The organism is Deinococcus soli (ex Cha et al. 2016) (genome assembly GCF_001007995.1).
GTDB classification, from domain to species: Bacteria; Deinococcota; Deinococci; order Deinococcales; family Deinococcaceae; genus Deinococcus; species Deinococcus soli.
Window position 1 is genome coordinate 248,821 of the sequence record NZ_CP011389.1, and the last position, 17,979, is coordinate 266,799.

The 17,979-nt window shown below is 70.6% G+C and carries 16 protein-coding genes; 9 read left to right on the forward strand and 7 right to left on the reverse strand.

Annotated elements, in window-relative coordinates; all coding sequences use genetic code 11:
• Window positions 1-2 precede the first annotated feature (2 nt).
• Entirely contained in the window at window positions 3-521 is a 519-nt protein-coding gene (locus SY84_RS01205) for a hypothetical protein (RefSeq protein ID WP_046842465.1), read from the forward strand.
• 216 nt (window positions 522-737) lie between these two features.
• Here SY84_RS01205 and SY84_RS01210 read toward each other — a convergent pair whose 3' ends face one another.
• Genes SY84_RS01210 through SY84_RS01220 form a run of 3 tightly spaced genes read right to left on the reverse strand, consistent with a single transcriptional unit; the run spans window position 738 to window position 3,039 of the window.
• A complete protein-coding gene (locus SY84_RS01210; protein ID WP_046842466.1) occupies window positions 738-1,814 on the reverse strand; it encodes a type IV pilus twitching motility protein PilT in 1,077 nt (358 codons plus the stop codon).
• Window positions 1,811-2,677 carry a pantoate--beta-alanine ligase gene (gene panC / locus SY84_RS01215; RefSeq protein WP_245621375.1) on the reverse strand — a complete coding sequence of 289 codons (867 nt, stop codon included), beginning with the start codon at window positions 2,675-2,677 and terminating at the stop codon, window positions 1,811-1,813. The genes SY84_RS01210 and panC overlap by 4 nt, the downstream gene beginning before the upstream one ends.
• Complete coding sequence (locus SY84_RS01220) at window positions 2,674-3,039, reverse strand: phage holin family protein (protein WP_046842467.1); 366 nt, start codon at window positions 3,037-3,039, stop codon at window positions 2,674-2,676. The genes panC and SY84_RS01220 overlap by 4 nt, the downstream gene beginning before the upstream one ends.
• 111 nt (window positions 3,040-3,150) lie before the next feature.
• Here SY84_RS01220 and aroE point away from each other — a divergent pair, with 111 nt between their 5' ends.
• From aroE to SY84_RS01250, 6 genes are all read left to right on the forward strand, one after another.
• The gene (gene aroE / locus SY84_RS01225; protein WP_245621376.1) at window positions 3,151-4,032 is read left to right on the forward strand and encodes a shikimate dehydrogenase; all 882 of its coding nucleotides are present in this window, start codon (window positions 3,151-3,153) and stop codon (window positions 4,030-4,032) included.
• Window positions 4,029-7,340, forward strand: a complete 3,312-nt coding sequence (locus SY84_RS01230) for a CHASE domain-containing protein (protein WP_046842468.1) — start codon at window positions 4,029-4,031, stop codon at window positions 7,338-7,340. The genes aroE and SY84_RS01230 overlap by 4 nt, the downstream gene beginning before the upstream one ends.
• Window positions 7,337-8,638 carry a sensor histidine kinase gene (locus SY84_RS01235; RefSeq protein WP_046842469.1) on the forward strand — a complete coding sequence of 434 codons (1,302 nt, stop codon included), beginning with the start codon at window positions 7,337-7,339 and terminating at the stop codon, window positions 8,636-8,638. The genes SY84_RS01230 and SY84_RS01235 overlap by 4 nt, the downstream gene beginning before the upstream one ends.
• Window positions 8,639-8,642: 4 nt before the next feature.
• Window positions 8,643-9,041 carry an OsmC family protein gene (locus SY84_RS01240; RefSeq protein ID WP_046842470.1) on the forward strand — a complete coding sequence of 133 codons (399 nt, stop codon included), beginning with the start codon at window positions 8,643-8,645 and terminating at the stop codon, window positions 9,039-9,041.
• A 191-nt stretch (window positions 9,042-9,232) separates the two neighbouring features.
• On the forward strand, window positions 9,233-10,111 hold the full coding sequence (locus SY84_RS01245) for an ROK family protein (protein WP_046844838.1): 879 nt from the start codon (window positions 9,233-9,235) through the stop codon (window positions 10,109-10,111).
• 436 nt (window positions 10,112-10,547) lie between these two features.
• Window positions 10,548-12,125, forward strand: a complete 1,578-nt coding sequence (locus SY84_RS01250; RefSeq protein WP_046842471.1) for an L-glutamate gamma-semialdehyde dehydrogenase — start codon at window positions 10,548-10,550, stop codon at window positions 12,123-12,125.
• A 17-nt stretch (window positions 12,126-12,142) separates the two neighbouring features.
• Here the strand turns inward: SY84_RS01250 and SY84_RS01255 are convergent, their stop codons facing one another.
• Complete coding sequence (locus SY84_RS01255) at window positions 12,143-12,490, reverse strand: DUF4180 domain-containing protein (protein WP_046842472.1); 348 nt, start codon at window positions 12,488-12,490, stop codon at window positions 12,143-12,145.
• Window positions 12,491-12,533: 43 nt separating this feature from the next.
• Here SY84_RS01255 and SY84_RS01260 point away from each other — a divergent pair, with 43 nt between their 5' ends.
• Both SY84_RS01260 and SY84_RS01265 read left to right on the forward strand, forming a co-directional pair.
• Window positions 12,534-13,034 carry a DinB family protein gene (locus SY84_RS01260; protein WP_046842473.1) on the forward strand — a complete coding sequence of 167 codons (501 nt, stop codon included), beginning with the start codon at window positions 12,534-12,536 and terminating at the stop codon, window positions 13,032-13,034.
• 35 nt (window positions 13,035-13,069) lie between these two features.
• Window positions 13,070-14,374, forward strand: a complete 1,305-nt coding sequence (locus tag SY84_RS01265; RefSeq protein ID WP_046842474.1) for an aspartate aminotransferase family protein — start codon at window positions 13,070-13,072, stop codon at window positions 14,372-14,374.
• 61 nt (window positions 14,375-14,435) lie between these two features.
• Here SY84_RS01265 and ilvC read toward each other — a convergent pair whose 3' ends face one another.
• The 3 genes from ilvC to ilvB form a co-directional block, all read right to left on the reverse strand.
• On the reverse strand, window positions 14,436-15,446 hold the full coding sequence (gene ilvC, locus SY84_RS01270) for a ketol-acid reductoisomerase (RefSeq protein ID WP_046842475.1): 1,011 nt from the start codon (window positions 15,444-15,446) through the stop codon (window positions 14,436-14,438).
• 119 nt (window positions 15,447-15,565) lie between these two features.
• Complete coding sequence (gene ilvN / locus SY84_RS01275; protein ID WP_046842476.1) at window positions 15,566-16,165, reverse strand: acetolactate synthase small subunit; 600 nt, start codon at window positions 16,163-16,165, stop codon at window positions 15,566-15,568.
• Complete coding sequence (gene ilvB / locus SY84_RS01280) at window positions 16,162-17,910, reverse strand: biosynthetic-type acetolactate synthase large subunit (RefSeq protein WP_046842477.1); 1,749 nt, start codon at window positions 17,908-17,910, stop codon at window positions 16,162-16,164. Before ilvB ends, ilvN begins: the two co-directional genes overlap by 4 nt.
• Between the last annotated feature and the right edge of the window lie 69 nt (window positions 17,911-17,979).

Below are 17,979 nucleotides of genomic sequence, written 5' to 3' on the forward strand. Positions count from 1 at the left end.
CCGTGCCCACCCCCGCCAGCGAACGCCCCACCCGGCCCCTCCCGCACCGACCGGCGGGGCACGTCGAACTGGCCCGCTACTCCAGCCTGGGGCGGCTGTGGGCGCTGCTGGGCGGCGCGGCCCGCGCGGGGCGGCAGGTGACGCTGGTGCGCGGCGACAGCCCCGATCTGTGCCGCCGCCGCGTGAGCGGGTCCGTGCTGAGCGGCGCGGGGATCTTCCTGGACGTGCCCCGCACCGCGCGGCACCTGGAGGACGGCTTCGCGCCCCATCCGGCCCTCGTGGCGCTGCTCGCGGGGAACCCGGACCCGCTGCGCGCCGAACTGAACGCCCACTTCGAACTGCGGGTCGAGTTCACGCTGGCCCTGACCGCCGCGCGCGACCTGATCTGCCGCCCCGAACTGCGCTTCGTGCCGATCGTGCCGGGCCTGAGTGACCTGCCGGGCGACCTGCCGCTGGAGGTCCGCCGCCTGGGCCGCGACGAACTGCACCTGCTCGTGCAGCGGGCCTGCGGACTGGCCTGAGCCGGGCACATCCACGGCACCAGACGCGGGCGCGGCGCACCCGGAAGACGGGGATGCGCCGCGCCCAGGGGAAAGGCGGGTCATACGGATTCCGTTTGTTTCGCTGACAATCCGGAACTTCACCGGATTGCCAGCTCCACGTCCGGAACCCGCTTTACTCCTTCTCGCATCCGCTCGGGTTGAAAGATTTTGCAAACCTTTCAACCGGAGTCCGTATCAGAACGTGAAGCCGCTGCGGGTGACCATCAGTTTCAGTTCGTGCGGGCTGGTCGCCGCAGCAAGGGCCTCGTCCATGGTGATCAGGGTGTTGCGGTACAGCTGCACGAGGTGCTGGTCGAAGGTATGCATCCCGCGGATGTTGTCCTCGATCAGGGCGTCCTTGATCAGCGGCGTCTTGTTCTCGTCCTTGATGTACTCCTGGATCAGCGGCGTGTTCAGGAGGATTTCCAGGCCCAGGACCCGGCCCACGCCGTCGGCGCGGCGCAGCAGGCGCTGGCTGACGATCCCGACGAGCGATTCGGCCATCTGGAGGCGCACCTGTTCGCGTTCGAAGGGCGGGAAGAAGTCGATGATGCGGTTCACGCTGCGCACGGCGTCCTGGGTGTGCAGCGTGCTGACGACGAGGTGCCCGGTCTGCGCGGCGCTCAGTGCAGCCTCGACGGTTTCCTTGTCGCGCATCTCGCCGATCATGATGACGTCCGGGTCCTGGCGCATGGCGTACTTCAGGGCGGTGCGGAAGTCGCGGGTGTCGCTGCCGACCTCGCGCTGCACGACGATGCACTTCTTGTTCTTGTGGAGGATCTCGATGGGGTCCTCGATGGTGATGATGTTGTACGCGTACGCGCGGTTGATGTGGTCGATCAGGCTGGCCAGGGTGGTGCTCTTGCCCGACCCGGTGGGGCCCGTGACGAGGATCAGGCCGCGGGCGTGTTCGGCGAGGCCGCGCATGACGTCCGCCGGGAGGCCCAGCGCCTCGAAGCCGGGAATGGCGTCCGAGACGATCCGCATGACCATCCCGACCGCGCCGCGCTGCCGGAAGACGTTGCAGCGGAAGCGGCCCAGTCCGGACACGCTGTACGCGAGGTCGAGTTCGTTGCGGTACGTGAAGTCGTCCCACTGGTCGGCGTTCATCAGCGACTGCGCGAGCAGCATGGTGTCGGGCGGCATGAGCGGCTGCGTGCCGAAGGGCACGAGCTGACCGTCGATGCGGCCCATGGGGGGGCTGCCCGCCTGGAGATGCACGTCGCTGGCGCGGCGGCCCACCATCTCGCGCAGGAGTTCGTCGAGGGTCACCGGGTCTCTCCGAGGGGCATGTTGTCGATCAGGCGCACCCCGAAGAGGCGGGCCGCCACCAAGACGCGATTCATGGGGTCATTGTCCATGATTTCCGGCGTCTGCATATCCCCCCCGACGACCGTAAGATAATCCAGGGTCAGCTCGGGTTCCTGCGCGAGGACCGCGTGTCCGGCGGCCTCCAGCGCGTGTGCGCGGCGTTCACCGGTCGCGTACGTGGCCTGCACGGCGCGCAGCGCACGCGAGAGGATGGTCGCGCGGTCCTGCTGCGCGGCCGTCAGGTAGGTGTTGCGGCTGCTCAGGGCCAGTCCGGACGCGGCGCGGACGGTGGGCACACCCTGGATGATGACGGGGACGTTCAGGTCGCGGACCATGCGGCGCACGACGGCCAGCTGCTGCCAGTCCTTCTCGCCGAACAGCGCCACGTCGGGCTGCACGAGGTTCAGGAGTTTCAGGACGACCGTGGCGACGCCCGTGAAGTGGCCGGGGCGGGCAGCGCCATCCAGGCCGTCGCTGACGCCGGTCACGGTGACGCTGGTGCTGTAGCCCTGCGGGTACATGGTCGCCACGTCCGGGTGGAACAGCAGGTCCGCGCCGGCCTGTGCGGCGATCCGCAGGTCCCGGTCCAGGTCGCGTGGGTAGCGGCTGAGGTCCTCGGTGGGGCCGAACTGCATGGGGTTCACGAACACGCTCACGACGACCAGCCCGTCTGGGCCTGCCTCGGCGCGCGCCGCGCGGATCAGGGTGGCGTGCCCTTCGTGCAGGTAGCCCATGGTGGGCACGAACGCCACGCGCCGATCGCGCAGATGTGCGCGCAGGTCGTCCGGGCTGGTGAGGACGCGCGGGAGCACGGCGGCGGTCACTGGTCCTTCTCCAGGCCCAGGGCGCGCACGGTGGCGTCCAGCACCCATGAGATGACGGCCAGCACGACCGCACCGATCACAGCCGCGCCGAAGCCCGCGACGTTCAGGGCGGTCGCGGCGGCCACCAGCCACAGCACGACGCCGTTCACGACCAGCGTGAACAGGCCCAGCGTCAGGACGTTCACGGGCAGCGACAGCAGCAGCAGCACGGGGCGCACCAGGGCGTTCACGATGCCCATCACGAGCGCGGCGATCAGCACGCTCAGCAGGTCCGCGCCGGGCGCGAAGCTCACGCCGCCGTACACGCGGGTCAGGAGGTACAGGGCCAGTGCGTTCACCAGCAGCCGAAGGACGAAACCCATACCGGCAGGATACGGGATGCGCCCCCCGGCGCGAACCTGCCCGCACGGGAGCCAGCGCTGTACAGACTGTTGCGGGCATCCAGGAAAACCGCTGTGCCCTAGACTGGGCGGGTGACTGTGCCGGACCTTGCGACGACCCAGCGTGCCTTCCTGTTCGCGGACCCGGCGGCGCACTCCCTGTCGCCGCGCATGCATGGCGCGGCGTTCACGCACGCGGGGCTGCTCGGCACGTACGAGGCCCGGCGCGTGCCCACCGGGGAGCTCGCGTCGGCCGTCGCGGGGCTGCGCGCGCCGGGCGTGCTGGGCGCGAACCTGAGCCTGCCGCACAAGGAGGCGGTCGTGCCGCTGCTGGATTCGCTGAGTGACGCGGCGCGGGCGGTCGGGGCGGTGAACACCGTCATTCACCGGGATGGGCAGCTGCACGGTGAGAACACGGACGCGCCAGGGCTGCTCGCGGCGCTGCGGGACGCGGGCCTGCCGGACCTGGGGCCGGGCGAGCCGGTCGTGATCCTGGGGGCGGGCGGGGCGGCGCGCGCGGCGGCGTTCGTGGCGCTGCGCGACCTGCGGGCCCGGGCGTGGATCGTGAACCGCACGCTGGACCGCGCCCGGGCGCTCGCGGCGGAGTTCCGGCCGCACGGCGAGGTGCAGGCCGCCGCCCCGGACGACGTCCCCTGGGCGGACACGCCACTGGTGATCAACGCCAGCAGCGCGGGCCTGAACGATCCGGAGCAGACGCCGCTGGACGCTTCGTTCCTGGCGCGCCTTCCGGCCGGGGCGCTCGTGTACGACATGGTGTACAAGCCGGCCGAGACGCGCCTGATGCGCGAAGCCCGCGCGCTGGGTCTGAACGCCGAAAACGGCCTGGGCATGCTGGCCCATCAGGCGCGGCTGGCGTTCACCGCGTGGACGGGCGCGGACGTGCCGGTGCGGGTGTTCCTGGACGCCCTGGGTGAGGATGCTGGTAGCGGTTCTGGTGCGGGGCGGACGCCGTGAGGCGCCTGCGGGCGCTGCCGCTGGGGGGCCGTCAGGTTCCGGCGCTGGTGATGCTGGTGATCGTGCTGCTGTCGCTGCTGATCGCGTACGCGGTGCATTCGTTCGCGCGGGAGCAGCAGCGGGGCCGGTTTGAGCGGGAGGCCGGGGCGTTCACGCAGGCGCTGCAGGACCGCGTCCTCGTGTACGAGCGGCTGCTTGAGGCGACCCGTTCGAGCTGGCAGACGGTCGGGCCGAGCGCCACCGAGGCGCAGTTCGCGCAGTACGTGGGCGGCCTCGACCTCACGCAGCGGTACCCGGGCGTGCAGGCAGTCGGGTTCGGGCAGCGCGTGGCGCGTGGGCAGGCGGCGGCGCTGCTGGCGGAGCTTCGCCGCAGCGTGTCGCCGGACCTGAGGCTGCGCACCGGGGGGGAGGTGCAGGAGGAACGGGTGATCATCGCGCGGATCGCGCCGCCGACCGCGGTAAACCTCGCGGCGCTGGGCTTCGATCTGAACAGCGAGCCCCTGCGCCGCGCAGCGATGCGTGAGGCCCTCGTGACGGGGCGGGCGCAGGCGACGGCGCCGCTGAGGCTGGTGCAGCGCGCCCCGGACGGCGCGCCCCTTGCGGGATTCCTGGTGATGCTGCCGGTGCAGGAGGCCGCCGGGCTCGGCGGGTTCATGTACGTGGCGGTGGACGCCGCGGCGTTCCTGCGGGGGCTGGAACCGGCGGACGGGGTGTCCGGGAACCTGAACGTGCGGGTGCAGCTGGCGGGGCAGCCGCTGGGCGGCGGAACCGCGCTGGAGGACGGACTGTTCACGACCCGGTCGTCGTTCTCGCTGATCGGGCAGACGTGGACGCTGGAGTACAGCGCGGGCGGCACCTTCGGGCGGGATCAGGCGGCGTTCGTGCCGTACCTGATCGCGCTGCTGGGGCTGCTGCTGGCGGGCTTCGCATTCCGGATCGTGAAGGCGCAGGTGGACGCCCGTGGGCGCGCCGAGCGGCTGAACGTGTCGCTCGGGCACGCCCGGTCGCTGCAGGAGGCGGCCCGTGCGGAGTTCGAGGCGATCTTCCAGTCCATGCAGGACGCGGCGGTGTTCACGGACGCCGAGGGCCGCGTACGGCTGGTGAACCGCGCGCTGCGTGACTGGCTGGGCCGCAACGACCTGGAGGGCCGCCCGCTGGGCGTCATTCACGCGGACCGGCGTCTGGATGGCCGCAGCCGGTTCGAGCCGCTCTCCACCAGTTACGTGCGGGCGGACGGGACGATGTTCTCCGGCGAGGCGCAGCGCAGCGAGGTGCTGGCCCCCGACGGCACGCTGCTGGGTCTGCTGGAGGTCGTGCGGGACATCCGTGAGCGGGTACAGGCCGAGCAGGCCGTGCAGGCCGAGGAGCGCCGCTCGCGGGCGGTACTGGACGCGCTGCCCAGCGTGGTGCAGCTGTCGGGCCGCAGCGGGCGGGTGCGGTACCGGAACCTCGCGCATCAGGAGCAGCTGGGCGGCGTGGACCTCGCCGAGCACCTGAATCCGGCGGAACGGACGGCGTTCGCGCAGTGGCGGGAGCAGGTGCTCGCCAGTGGCCGCGACGCGAGCAGCGAGTGGGAACTGAGCACCCCGCAGGGCGCGCGCTGGTTCCAGGTGCGGGTCAATCCGGTGCGGGACCCGGGCGGGCCGGACGATCAGGTGAGCGCGTGGGTGACGACCGCGACGGACATTCACGACCGGCTGCTGGCCGAGCGGCGCGCGCAGCGCAACGAGGAACGCTACCGGGCGGTGCTGGAGGGCATGCCGCAGATCGTGTGGCTGACCGATCCGCGCGGCGCGGCCGTGTATTTCAACCGCCGCTGGGCGGAGTTCGTGGGCGAAGCCCGGGCCGCGCAGCCGCTGAGCAGCCTGATCCACCCGGAGGACCGCGCGGATTACCTGAGGGGCTGGCAGGCGGCCCTGGCGTCCGGGCGTCTCTTCGAGGCCGAGCACCGTCTGCTGCGTGCCGACGGGCAGTACCGGGCGTTCGTGACGCGGGGCCTGCCGGTCCTGGACGGGGACGGACTGGTCATGGAGTGGGTGGGGACGAGCACGGACGTGGACGATCAGGTGTATGCCGAGCAGACCGCGCGGCTTCTGGCGGACGTGTCCGAGCAGCTCTCGGCGCGCAGTGACGACCCCAGTCACCTGCGGCACGACCGGTACCGGGCGGCGCTGGCGCGACTGGACGGGCGCTTCGTGGACAGCGGCGCGCTGTGGACCGTGCATCCCACGCAGCTGGTGGCGGCGTCCTCTCCGTCAGCGACGTGGCATTCGGCGGCGTTCCAGGTGGTGGCGGGCGGCGCCATCGAGCGGGTGGTGGGCAGCGAAGATCCGGTGTTCATCGACGCGGACCCGGCGCTGCACCGCGTGAGTGCCACGGGGGCGCTGTTCTATCCGCTGACGGGGCGGGACGGGACGCTCAGTGGCGTGCTGGGGCTGCTGTACCGGCAGGCGCTGACGGCGCGGGATCAGGACCTCGCGCAGGAACTCGCGGGGCGGTTCGCGTCGGCCCTGACGAACGATCGCCTGCAGGAGCGGGTGCTCGCGGCGCAGGCGGACCTTCAGGCGCTGAACCAGTCGCTGGAGGAACGGGTGCAGCAGCGCACGCTGGAACTGGAGAGCGCGAACCGGGAGCTGGAAGCGTTCAGTTACTCGGTCAGCCATGACCTGCGCACGCCGCTGCGGCACATCGTGGGATTCGGGGACCTGCTGGCCCGCGAGACGGGGGACAGCCTGACGCCGAAGGGGCAGCGGTACCTGACGGTCATCAAGGACTCGGCCAGCCGCATGAGTCAGCTGATCGACGATCTGCTGTCGTTCTCGCGCATGGGCCGCCAGGAGATGCGGCAGGTGCCGGTGGACCTGCGCCGCGTGATCGAGTCGAGCTGGCAGGGGCTGGAACCCGACCGGGCCGGGCGCCGCGTGACGCTCAGCCTGCCGGACACGCTGCCGACCGTGCAGGGCGACGAGTCGCTGCTGGGGCTGGTCTTCACGAACCTGCTGAGCAACGCGATCAAGTACTCGCGGGGCCGGGAGGAGGCGCGGGTGACGGTCAGTGCGCAGGCCGGGGAACATGAAGTGACGGTGAACGTCAGCGATAACGGTCTGGGTTTCGATCCGCGCTACGTGGATAAACTGTTTGGCGTGTTTCAACGACTGCACCGCGCCGAGGAATTCGAGGGCATCGGCATCGGCCTCGCCAACGTCCGCCGCATCGTCACCCGTCACGGCGGCCGCGTGAGCGCCGAGGGCCGTCCCGGCGAGGGCGCCACCTTCAGCGTCACGCTGCCGCTGCGGGGCCCGGCATGACCGACGCCCTGCCCGGCAGCGGTGAGCCGCTGCGCGTCCTGCACCTCGAGGACAGCGAACTCGACCATGAACTCGTCACCATGCATGTCGAGACGGAACTGCCCTGGCCGGTGGACTTCACGCGCGTGGAGGACGAACAGGAGTTCCTGCGGGCGCTGAACGAGGTTCGCCCCCACCTGATCCTGAGTGATTTCGCGCTGCCCAGCTACGACGGCCTGAGTGCCTTCCGGGCCGCGCACGCGCAGGCACCCAGCGTGCCGTTCATCATCGTGACCGGCGCGATGGGCGAGGAGACGGCCGTGGACACCCTGCGTGAGGGCGTCACCGACTACATCCTCAAGCAGCGCCTGGAGCGGTTGCCGTCCAGCATCCGCCGCGCGCTGAACGAGGTCGAGACCCGCACGCAGCGGGAACGGGCCGAGCGCGAGGTCCGCGAACTGAACGACCGGCTGCGCGCCCGCCTGGACGAGGTCGAGCGGCTGCGCAACACCGCCGAGCGTCAGAGTCAGCGTCTGGAGATCCAGGCCAAGCAGCTCGAGGAGGCCCTGAACCTCCAGAAGACGTTCCTGGCAGAGACCAGCCACGAGCTGCGCACGCCCCTGACGGCCCTGCACGGGTACCTGCGCCGCGCCGAGCGGGAGGCGGGCGGCAGTCAGACGCTGCAGGACGCGCAGCGCGTCGCGGAGAACATGACGCGGCTCGTGAACGACCTGCTCCAGCTGTCGCGCGGGGAGCTCGTGCAGAGCATCGAGATGCACTTCACGAACCTGGGGAACCTGCTGCGGCAGGTGGGCCGCGACTACGGCGTGCAGGCCCCCGAGGGCAACTACGAGATCGTGGGGGACCCGGGCCGCCTGACACAGGTGTTCGTGAATCTCGTGACGAACGCCATTCGCGTGACCGGGAACGCGAATCTCGTGCGGCTGGAGATGGAACCCCGCGCGGGCGAGATCGAGGTGCGGGTCGTGGACCGGGGCCCGGGCGTGCCGGACGCTGTCAAGCCGCGCATTTTCGACAAGTTCTACCGCGGCAAGGAAGCCGGGTCGGCCGGGCTGGGCCTGACGATCGCGCAGCAGGTCGTCACCGCGCACGGCGGCATCATTGACGTGACCGACACGCCGGGCGGTGGGGCGACGTTCCGCGTGCGCCTGCCGGAACTGGAGGAGGACGCCGGGGACGACTCGGACGATCTGAGCGACCTGGAGGACCTGAACGATCTGGGCATGGATGACACGGGGAGCGCGGACAGCCTGCCCGGACAGACCCACAGTGACGGGCCGCGCGGGACGCTAGCGTGAACGCATGAAGAAGACCCTGAACGTCACCTGGCTCGGCGAGCAGCGCTACCTGGGCGTCAGCGAGAGCGGCCACCAGCTGCTGATCGACAACAGTCCCACCAAGATCGGCGTGTCGCCCATGGAGGCGCTGCTGGGCGCGCTGGCGACCTGCACGGCGTATGACGTCGTGGAGATCATGAAAAAGCGCCGCACGCCCCTGAGCAGCTACCGCATCGAGGTCGAGGGCGAGCGGGCCGACACCGACCCCAAACGCTACACGACGATCACGGTGCGGCACATCGCCAGCGGTGAGGGCGTGACCGAGGAGTCGCTGAGCAAGGCGGCGCACCTCAGCCACGAGAAGTACTGCTCGGTCGCGGCGAGCCTGAACAGCGACATCACGGTCGAGACCCGCGTCGAGTGACCCGTGGCGTGACCTGACCCAGCGCGCCCCAGGCTGGAACAACCGGGGGCGCGCTTGCCGGGTGGCGTCTGCACGACCATCCTGGCACCGGTCAGGCCGGGTGACAGAATGCGCGCGTGACGACCGCCCCCCTGACGGACCGCCCCGCTGACACCTCCCCCCTGCTGGCCCTCGATATCGGGGGGACGAGCATGCGCGCGGCGCTCGTGCAGGGCGGGCGGGTGCTGGACCGCGTGGAGGCCCGCACGCCCCGCCCGGCCACGCCGGACGCGGTGATCGCGGCGGCGCTGGAACTGGCCCGGCCCCTGGCCGCGCGGGCCGGGGCAGTGGGCGTGGCCTGCGCGGGCGCCGTGGCGCGGGGGCGCGTGACGGCCACGGCTGCCCACACGTTCCCCGGCTGGGTGGATATTCCCCTGGCTGAGCGGCTGGGCGCGGGGCTGGGCCTGCCGTGCGCGGCGCTGAACGACGCGCGGGCCGCCGCGTGGGGTGAGTTCGCGGCGGGAGCAGGTGTGGGGACGACCGAGTTCATGTTCGTGACGGTCAGCACGGGGGTAGGGGCGGGACTGGTGCTGGGCGGGCGGCTGCATCTGGCGGCGAACGGCCTGGACGCCGAGCTGGGGTTCGTCACGGTTCCGGCCCACTGGCACGCGGGGGCACCCACCCCGGCCGGGCAGCTGGCGCCGCTGGAGTTCGAGTCGAGCGGCACGGCCCTGAACGCCCGTGCGCTCGCGCTGGGCTTCGCGGACGCCCGCGCGCTGTGCGACGCGGCCGAGGCCGGGGACGCGACGGCGGACGCGGCGTACCGGCACTCGGCGGCGGGTCTGGCGTGGAAGATCGCGGACGTCGCGGCGCTGCTGGGCGTGACGCGCGTGGCGCTGGGCGGCAGTGTGGGCCTGCGCCCCGGCTACCGGTCGCGGGTACAGGAGGCGCTGGCGGCGTTCCCGGAGCGCTACCGGCCCGGGGTGGTGCACGCGGCGCTGGGCGCGGACGCCGGGCTGATCGGCGCGGCGCTGTGGGCGGCCCGCTCGGTCCAGGACAGGGCAGCTCAGGACGCCTCAGCCCAGGGGTGAGCGGGTGCCGGTGATTCAGCCGTCCTGCACGGCGCAGAAGGGGTCTGAAGCAGAGTGCGGGTGTCCTCGCCGGGGTGCGGCGTGACGGGGTGCCACTGCCCGACGCACTGTACCTGGAGCCGGTAGTCGGGCGGCGCGGGCTGCACGCGGTTGTTGCCGATGGGGTGGGTGCCGCTGGGCAGGGTGGGGACGTGCATGCTGAACCTCTAGGTCGGGGGCCGCGCGGGGGGCGCTGGCCCAGGCTGATGGTGCAGCGCGTGGCGTGACTGTGGCGTCACTGCCTGGCGGCGGAAAGCCCACCTTTCAATTGACAGGCAAGTGGCGCCTTTCAGTGGCCGCCCCACACCTCAGGAATAGGCATTTTGAGCGTCTGACAGCGTGTTTCCCCACCCCCAGGCGGGTGTGTTAGCCTCGCGGCAACCACAAGGAGGTCCGTATGAGCAGCACCCTGATGGAAGGGTTCCTTCCCTTCGAGCATGAACCGTACTTCAACTTCAAGGACGCGCAGGTGGCCGAGCGGCAGCGCGACGCGTTCACGCAGGTCCGCGAGAAGTACCTCGGCCAGACGTTCCCGCTGATCGTGAACGGGCAGGAGGTGCAGGGCGAGGGCACCTTCGCCGTCCGCAACCCCGCCGACACCCGCGAGATCGTCTGGTCCTTCCAGAAGGCCACCCCGGCGCAGCTGGACGAGGCCGTCAAGGCGGCGCAGGCGGCGTTCGAGGAGTGGCGCTTCACCGAGCCGTTCCAGCGCGCCACGATCTTCAAGCGGGCCGCCGAGCTTCTGCGCGCGCGCCGCATGGAATTCAACGCCGTCATGACCCTGGAGAACGGCAAGAACTGGTTCGAGGCCGACGGTGAGGTCGCCGAGTCCGTGGACCACTTCGAAGTCTTCGCGCGCGAGGCGATGCGCTGGGCGACCGGCAAGCCCGTGTACCCCATGCCGGACGAGCACGTCACGACCGTGTACGAGCCGCTGGGCGTCGTGGCCTGCATCAGCCCCTGGAACTTCCCCAGCGCGATTCCGCTGGGCATGGCGCTGGGCGCGCTGGCCGCCGGGAACACCGTCCTCTGGAAACCGGCGTCCGAGACGCCGCTGTCGTCGTACCTGATGATCGAACTGCTGTTCGAGGCCGGGCTGCCGCGCGGGACCGTGCAGTTCCTCACCGGCACGGACGACGTGCTGGGCGACCCGCTGGTGGATCACCCCGGCGTGCGGATGATCGCGTTCACGGGCAGCAAGGAGATCGGCTGCCGCATCTACGAGCGGGCCGCGCGGGTGCAGCCGGGCCAGAAGTGGCTCAAGCGCGTCATCGCCGAGATGGGCGGCAAGGACCCGACGGTCGTGTGCGCCGACGGTGACCTGGAGGCCGCCGCGACGGGCATCGTGCAGGCGGCGTTCGGGTACAGCGGGCAGAAGTGCAGCGCCTGCTCCCGCGTGATCGTCGAGGAGAGCGTGTACGACGACCTGCTGAGCCGCGTGGTCGAGAAGGCGCGCGGCCTGAAGGTGGGCCTCCCCGAGGAGAACGCCGATCTGGGTCCGGTGATCACGCAGGGCAGCGCCGAGCGCATCCAGACGTACGTGCAGGAGGGGCAGGGCCGCGTGCGCCTGCTGCTGGGCGGCGAGACGCCCGACGTGGGCGAGCGCGTGGGCGGCTACGTAGCGCCCACCATCCTTGCTGACGTGCCCGCCGACGACGCCCTGTTCCAGGAGGAGATCTTCGGCCCGGTCCTGGCGTTCACGAAGGCCCGCGACTGGCAGCACGCCATCGAACTGGCGAACGACAGCGAGTACGGCCTGACCGCCGCGTTCTACTCTCGCGATCCCCGCAAGATCGACGAGGCCCGGAAAAAGATTCACGTCGGCAACCTGTACGTGAACCGCAAGTGCACGGGCGCGCTGAGCGGCACGCACGCCTTCGGCGGGTACGGCATGAGCGGCACGAACGCCAAGGTGGGCGGCCCAGACTACCTGTTCTGGTTCCTGCAGACGAAGACCATCGCGCAGCGCTACTGATGGCGCGCGGGGTCGGGTCAGGGTTGCCCACGCAGCCACGCCCGCCCCGCCGCCTCGTCCGGCACGAAGCGGATGAGGGAATGGCGGGCGTGCTCGCGGGCGAGTTCCGCGAAGCGCTCGCCGTACCGGGCCGGGTCGGGCACGACCACTGCGACGGGCAGGCGGTAGTTCACGAACTTCTGGAACAGCTCGCCCAGCAGGCCCGTGCGCAGGTTCAGGAAGTCGGGGCCCAGGTCCGTGTCGTGCAGGAGGAGGCCCGGCTGGCCGTACAGCGCGCCGATCACATCCGGGATGTCCGCCGCGTCTCTCAGGTGCAGGCCCAACTCGGGCAGGGTCGTGACCTTGTCGGACTGTTGGGGTTCCATCCTCCCATTCTCGTTTCTCGCCGCAATCTGGGACACTGGTCGCATGACGGATGACTCTCGCAATCAACGCTCGCAGCTCGCGTTCGCCCGGCTCCTGCCGAAACTGTTCCGGGGGGGGCAGGCGTTCGTGGGCGTCGAGGCGTCCCTGAGCGGCCTGACCGACGAGCAGGCCACCACCCGCCCGGCGGGGCTGCCGCACAGTGTCGCGCAGCTCGTGGCACACGTGAACTGGTGGAACCGCTGGATGCTGGACATCATCGAGATGGGTCAGGCCCAGCCGTACCCGAAGCACGCGGCGGACACCTGGCCCGGGGTGCCGGCGAGTGACTGGCCGCGCGTGAAGAACGAGTTCTACGAGCTGCTGGCCCGCATCGACCCGCACGCGGCCCGCCCGGACCTGTCCAACCCCGTGAACCACGAGGAGACCATCGGCGAGCTGCTGGCCGACATGGCGCTGCACACCGCGCATCACTTCGGGCAGGTGGTCACGGTGCGGCAGGCGCTGGGGGCGTGGCCTCCTCCCGGCGGCGGCGACACCTGGTAAATGCCCGGCCCCCGCGCGGGCTGGAAAGGATTTCTATGTCGAACGTGTTCTACCGCAGCAGCAAGTCGTATCCGGTCGCCGTGCGCGCCGGGGGCGTGTTCATCGAGACGCAGGATGGCCGGTCGTTGCTGGACGGGTCGTCCGGGGCGCTCGTGGCGAACATCGGGCATGGGCGCGCGGCCGTGGCGCAGGCGATGGCCGCTCAGGCGTCGCGGCTGGCGTTCGTGCACGGCTCGCAGTTCACGAGTGACGTGCTGGAGGAGTACGCGTCGCGTCTCGCGGCGTTCCTGAACCTGCCCGCATTCCGCTTCTGGGCGGTGTCGGGCGGCTCCGAGGCGAACGAGAGTGCCATCAAACTCGCCCGGCAGTACCACGTGGAGCGGGGCGAGCCGGGGCGCTTCAAGGTGATCACGCGGGTGCCCAGTTACCACGGGGCGTCGCTGGGCGCGCTGGCGGCGTCGGGGATGGGTGCGCGGCGCGAGGTGTACGCGCCCCTGATCCGCGAGGACGCCTGGCCGAAGATGCCGAAACCCGACCCGACCCTGAGTGGCGAGGAGGACGCCGAGCGGCTGCGCGCGGTGCTGGAGGCGGCCGGGCCGGAGTCCGTCGCGGCGTTCATCTGCGAGCCGGTGGTGGGTGCGTCGGACGCGGCGCTCGCCCCGAACGCCGGGTATCACGCGCGGATCGCGGCGATCTGCCGGGAGTACGGCGTGCTGTTCGTCGCGGACGAGGTCATGAGCGGCATGGGCCGCTGCGGCGCGCCGCTGGCCGTGCGGCTGGGCGGGGACGTCACGCCGGACATCGTGGTGCTGGGCAAGGGCCTCGCGGCGGGCTACGCGCCCCTGGCAGGCCTGATGGCCAGCCCCGAGGTGTACGGCACGGTCATGGGTGGCAGCGGGGCATTCAAGCACGGCTTCACGTACGCCGGGCATCCGGTCAGCGTGGCAGCGGGCCTGAGCGTGCTGGACATCGTCGAGCATGAGGAGCTGGTGCACGCGGCCCGCGAGCACGGCGCGCAGCTCCTGGCGGGTCTGAAAATCCTCAAGGACCGGCACCCGCAGGTCCTGGCGGTGCGCGGTCAGGGACTGCTGCTGGGCGTCGTGCTGGGCGACCCGGCCACCGGGCAGGCCCTCGCGCGGCCCGGACTGGCTGACCGGGTGGCCGCCGCCGCCCGCGAGGAGGGCCTGCTGACCTACCCCGGCTCCGGTGCGGTGGACGGCGTGCTGGGCGATCACCTGCTGCTGGGGCCGCCCCTGAGCATCACGCCTGCCGAGGTGGACCTGCTGCTCGAACGACTGGACCGGGCACTGGCCTGCACGAGCACCGCCGTTCCAGGCTGATCCACACAAGAAGAGGGGCCGGTGGGCGTCGCTGCCCCCGGCCCCTTCCCGTGCCCTGCGGTTAGACTTCCAGCGCCTTCTTGTTGATGAAGGGCATCTTGTCGCGCAGTTCCTTCCCAACGACTTCCAGGGTGTGGTCGCGCATCTTGCCGCGCTGCTCCTCCATGAAGGGGAAGCCGGCCTCGGCGTCGGCGATAAAGCGCTCGGCGAACTTGCCGGTCTGGATATCCTGGAGGACACGGCCCATCTCGGCTTTCGTCTCGGCGGTCACGACGCGGGGGCCGGTGACGTAGTCGCCGAACTCGGCGGTGTTGCTGATGCTGTGTCGCATGCCTTCGAAGCCCTTCTCGTAGATCAGGTCGACGATCAGCTTGACTTCGTGCAGGGTCTCGAAGTACGCGATTTCGGGCTGGTACCCGGCTTCCACCAGGGTCTCGAAGCCCGCCTGGATCAGGTGGGTGACGCCGCCGCACAGGACGCTCTGCTCGCCGAACAGGTCGGTCTCGGTCTCTTCCTTGAAGGTGGTTTCCAGCACCCCGGCGCGGGTGCAGCCGATGCCGTTCGCGTACGCCAGGGCGATGTCACGGGCGTGGCCGGTGGCGTCCTGCTGCACGGCGAAGATGCCGGGCATGCCCGCACCGTCGGCGTAGACGCGGCGGAGCATGTGGCCGGGGCCTTTGGGGGCCACGAGGAACACGTCCACGTCGGCGGGGGGCGTGATGCGGCCGAAGTGCACGTTGAAGCCGTGCCCGAACGCCAGGGCCTTCCCGGCGCTGAGGTGCGGGGCGATGCTCTGCTCGTACACCTTGGGCTGCTGCTCGTCGGGGATCAGGAGCATGATCACGTCGGCTTCCTTGGTGGCGTCCTCGATGCTGGCGACGCGCAGTCCGGCCTGTTCGGCCTTGGCGCGGCTGGCGCTGCCGTCGCGCAGGCCGACGACGACGTTGAAGCCGCTGTCGCGCAGGTTCTGGGCGTGGGCGTGCGCCTGGCTGCCGTAGCCGATGATGGCGATCAGCTTGTTCTCGATGGGGGCGGTGCTGACGTCTCGGTCGTAGTACATTTTTGCAGCCATGTTCGGGATTCTCCTACAGAAAGTGAGTGGGGGCAGGGTGTGGACTAGGCGGGTTCAGGGGGCGTTGATAGTGGATAGTTGATCGGTTTTCTTTCAACTATCCACTTTCAACCATCGACCTAGAACAGATTGGGGACGTGGCGGGCGCGTTCCTCGCGCGGCTGGACTTCCAGGGTAGGTTGCAGGGCCTGCGTTTCGCCCTCGTGGTAGACGTGGGCGGGGATGTCGGCGTTGCTGCCTCGGGTCAGGGCGATGCGGCCGGTGCGCATGGTTTCCAGGATGCCGAAGGGGCGCATCTGCTCGATGAACGCGGTGATCTTGCCCTCGTCGCCGGTGACCTCGAAGGTGAGGGCGTGGCGGCCGACGTCCACGATGCGGCTGCGGAAGTCCTCGGCGATCTGGCGGACCTCCACGCGGCTCTCGGGGGTGATGGCGACCTTCACGAGGACCAGTTCGCGGTCCACGTACTTCTCGAGGCTGTGGTCGATGATGCGCACCACGTCGTGCAGTTTCTCCAGCTGACGGATGGCCTGTTCGACCACGCCACGGTCGCCGCTGACGACGATGGTCATGCGGGACACGCCGGGGTGTTCGGTGCTGCCGACCGAGAGGCTGCGGATGTTGTAGCCGCGGCGGCCGAACAGGGCGGTGATGCGGGTCAGAACGCGGGGTTCGTCGCGCACCAGGATGGACAGCAGGTGGTCTTGAACGTCGGTCATGCTTCGCTGGCCTCCTCGGCGGCGCCTTGCATCTGCGCGGACAGGTCGGGGCTCTTGACGGGTTCGGTCTCGATCATCTCGTACAGCGCGGCCCCGGCGGGCACCATGGGGAACACGCCGTGCTCGTGCGGCACGACGACTTCCAGCAGGGCGCTCCTGGGGTCGCTGAGCCACGCGTCGATGGCGGCGGGAAGTTCCTCGGCGGTGGTGGCGCGGTAGCCGGGCACGTCGTAGGCGTCGGCGAGTTTGATGAAGTCGGGGTTGCTGTCACCCAGCCAGACCTCGCTGTAGCGCTTCTCGTGGAACAGTTCCTGCCACTGGCGGACCATGCCCAGGAACGAGTTGTTGATGATGCAGATCTTGACGTTGCGGACGTCGTACATCTTCAGCGTCGCGAGTTCCTGCGCGGTCATCTGGAAGCCGCCGTCCCCGGCGATGACCACCGAGCGCACGCCGGGCTCGGCCATGCCGGCGCCAATCGCGGCGGGCAGGCCGAAGCCCATGGTGCCCAGCCCGCCGGAGTTGATCCAGCGGCGGGGCTTCTCGAAGCGGGCGAGCTGCGCGGCGAGCATCTGGTGCTGTCCCACGTCGGAACTCAGGATGTCGTCGGGGCGCAGGCGGTCCACGACGGCCTTCACGGCGTACCCGGCGCCGTAGGTTTCGGGGGGGACGGTGCGGCCCTTCCACTCCTGAATCTGCGCGGTCCATTCGGGGCGGGGGGTGGGCTGGGCGCCCTCGGCGAGCAGCAGCGCGGCCTGCCGGGCGTCGCCCCGCACGGGCACGTGCGTGCGGATGATCTTGCCGATCTCGGCGGCGTCGAGTTCCACGTGAATGATCGCGGCGTTCGGCGCGAAGCCGTTCACGCGGCCGGTCACGCGGTCGTCGAAGCGCAGGCCGATGCCGAGCAGCACGTCCGCCTCGCTGATCGCGCGGTTCGCGGCGACGCTGCCGTGCATGCCGGGCATGCCCAGCCACAGCGGATCACTGCTGGGGAACGCCCCCAGGCCCATCAGGGTCGTGATGACCGGGATGTCCCAGGCGCGGGCCAGGGCGGTGATCTCGGCGCTGGCGTCCAGGCTGCCGCCGCCGGCCATGATCACGGGCTTCCTCGCGGCCCGGAGAAGGTCCAGGGCACGCTCGATGCTCTCGGCGCTGGGCGCGGGCGCCTCGGGGCGGGCGTGCGGGGACGGAATCTCACCGTGGAAGGCGGCCAGCTGGATGTCCTTGGGAATGTCCACCAGCACCGGCCCGGGGCGGCCGGAGCGGGCAATGCGGATGGCCTCGGCAACGATGCGGGGCAGTTCCTCGACGTCACGCACCACGTAGTTGTGTTTCGTGATGGGCAGGGTGATGCCGGTGATGTCAGCCTCCTGGAAGGCGTCGGTGCCCATCAGGTGCGACGCGACGTTCCCGGTGATCGCCAGCAGCGGCACGCTGTCCAGCATCGCGTCGGCCAGTCCGGTCACGAGGTTCGTGGCGCCGGGGCCACTGGTGGCCATGCACACGCCGATCTCGCCGGTCGCCTTGGCCCAGCCTTCGGCGGCGTGGGCGGCACCCTGCTCGTGACGGGTCAGGACGTGACGGACCTCGGGGTAGAAGGTCAGGGCGTCGTACACGGGCATGATCGCCCCGCCGGGGTACCCGAACACGGTGCTGATGCCGTGGTTCGCGAGGGTCGCCCACAGGGCCTTCGCGCCGGTCATGTCGCCCCGGTGCGGGGCGTGCTGCTTGCCGTTGTCTGCCATGGTCTCCTCCGTGCCTGCGCTGGTATGAAAAACCCCCACCCGGGTGTGGGTGGGGGTGTGCGGGTCGGC

Bases quoted from the DNA above. Each gene is read 5' to 3' on its own strand.
- SY84_RS01220 (WP_046842467.1), bottom strand. From the start codon at position 3,039: ATGGGTTTCGTCCTTCGGCTGCTGGTGAACGCACTGGCCCTGTACCTC.
- SY84_RS01235 (WP_046842469.1), top strand. From the start codon at position 7,337: ATGACCGACGCCCTGCCCGGCAGCGGTGAGCCGCTGCGCGTCCTGCAC.
- SY84_RS01240 (WP_046842470.1), top strand. From the start codon at position 8,643: ATGAAGAAGACCCTGAACGTCACCTGGCTCGGCGAGCAGCGCTACCTG.
- SY84_RS01245 (WP_046844838.1), top strand. From the start codon at position 9,233: ATGCGCGCGGCGCTCGTGCAGGGCGGGCGGGTGCTGGACCGCGTGGAG.
- SY84_RS01250 (WP_046842471.1), top strand. From the start codon at position 10,548: ATGAGCAGCACCCTGATGGAAGGGTTCCTTCCCTTCGAGCATGAACCG.
- SY84_RS01255 (WP_046842472.1), bottom strand. From the start codon at position 12,490: ATGGAACCCCAACAGTCCGACAAGGTCACGACCCTGCCCGAGTTGGGC.
- SY84_RS01260 (WP_046842473.1), top strand. From the start codon at position 12,534: ATGACGGATGACTCTCGCAATCAACGCTCGCAGCTCGCGTTCGCCCGG.
- SY84_RS01265 (WP_046842474.1), top strand. From the start codon at position 13,070: ATGTCGAACGTGTTCTACCGCAGCAGCAAGTCGTATCCGGTCGCCGTG.
- ilvC (WP_046842475.1), bottom strand. From the start codon at position 15,446: ATGGCTGCAAAAATGTACTACGACCGAGACGTCAGCACCGCCCCCATC.
- ilvN (WP_046842476.1), bottom strand. From the start codon at position 16,165: ATGACCGACGTTCAAGACCACCTGCTGTCCATCCTGGTGCGCGACGAA.
- ilvB (WP_046842477.1), bottom strand. From the start codon at position 17,910: ATGGCAGACAACGGCAAGCAGCACGCCCCGCACCGGGGCGACATGACC.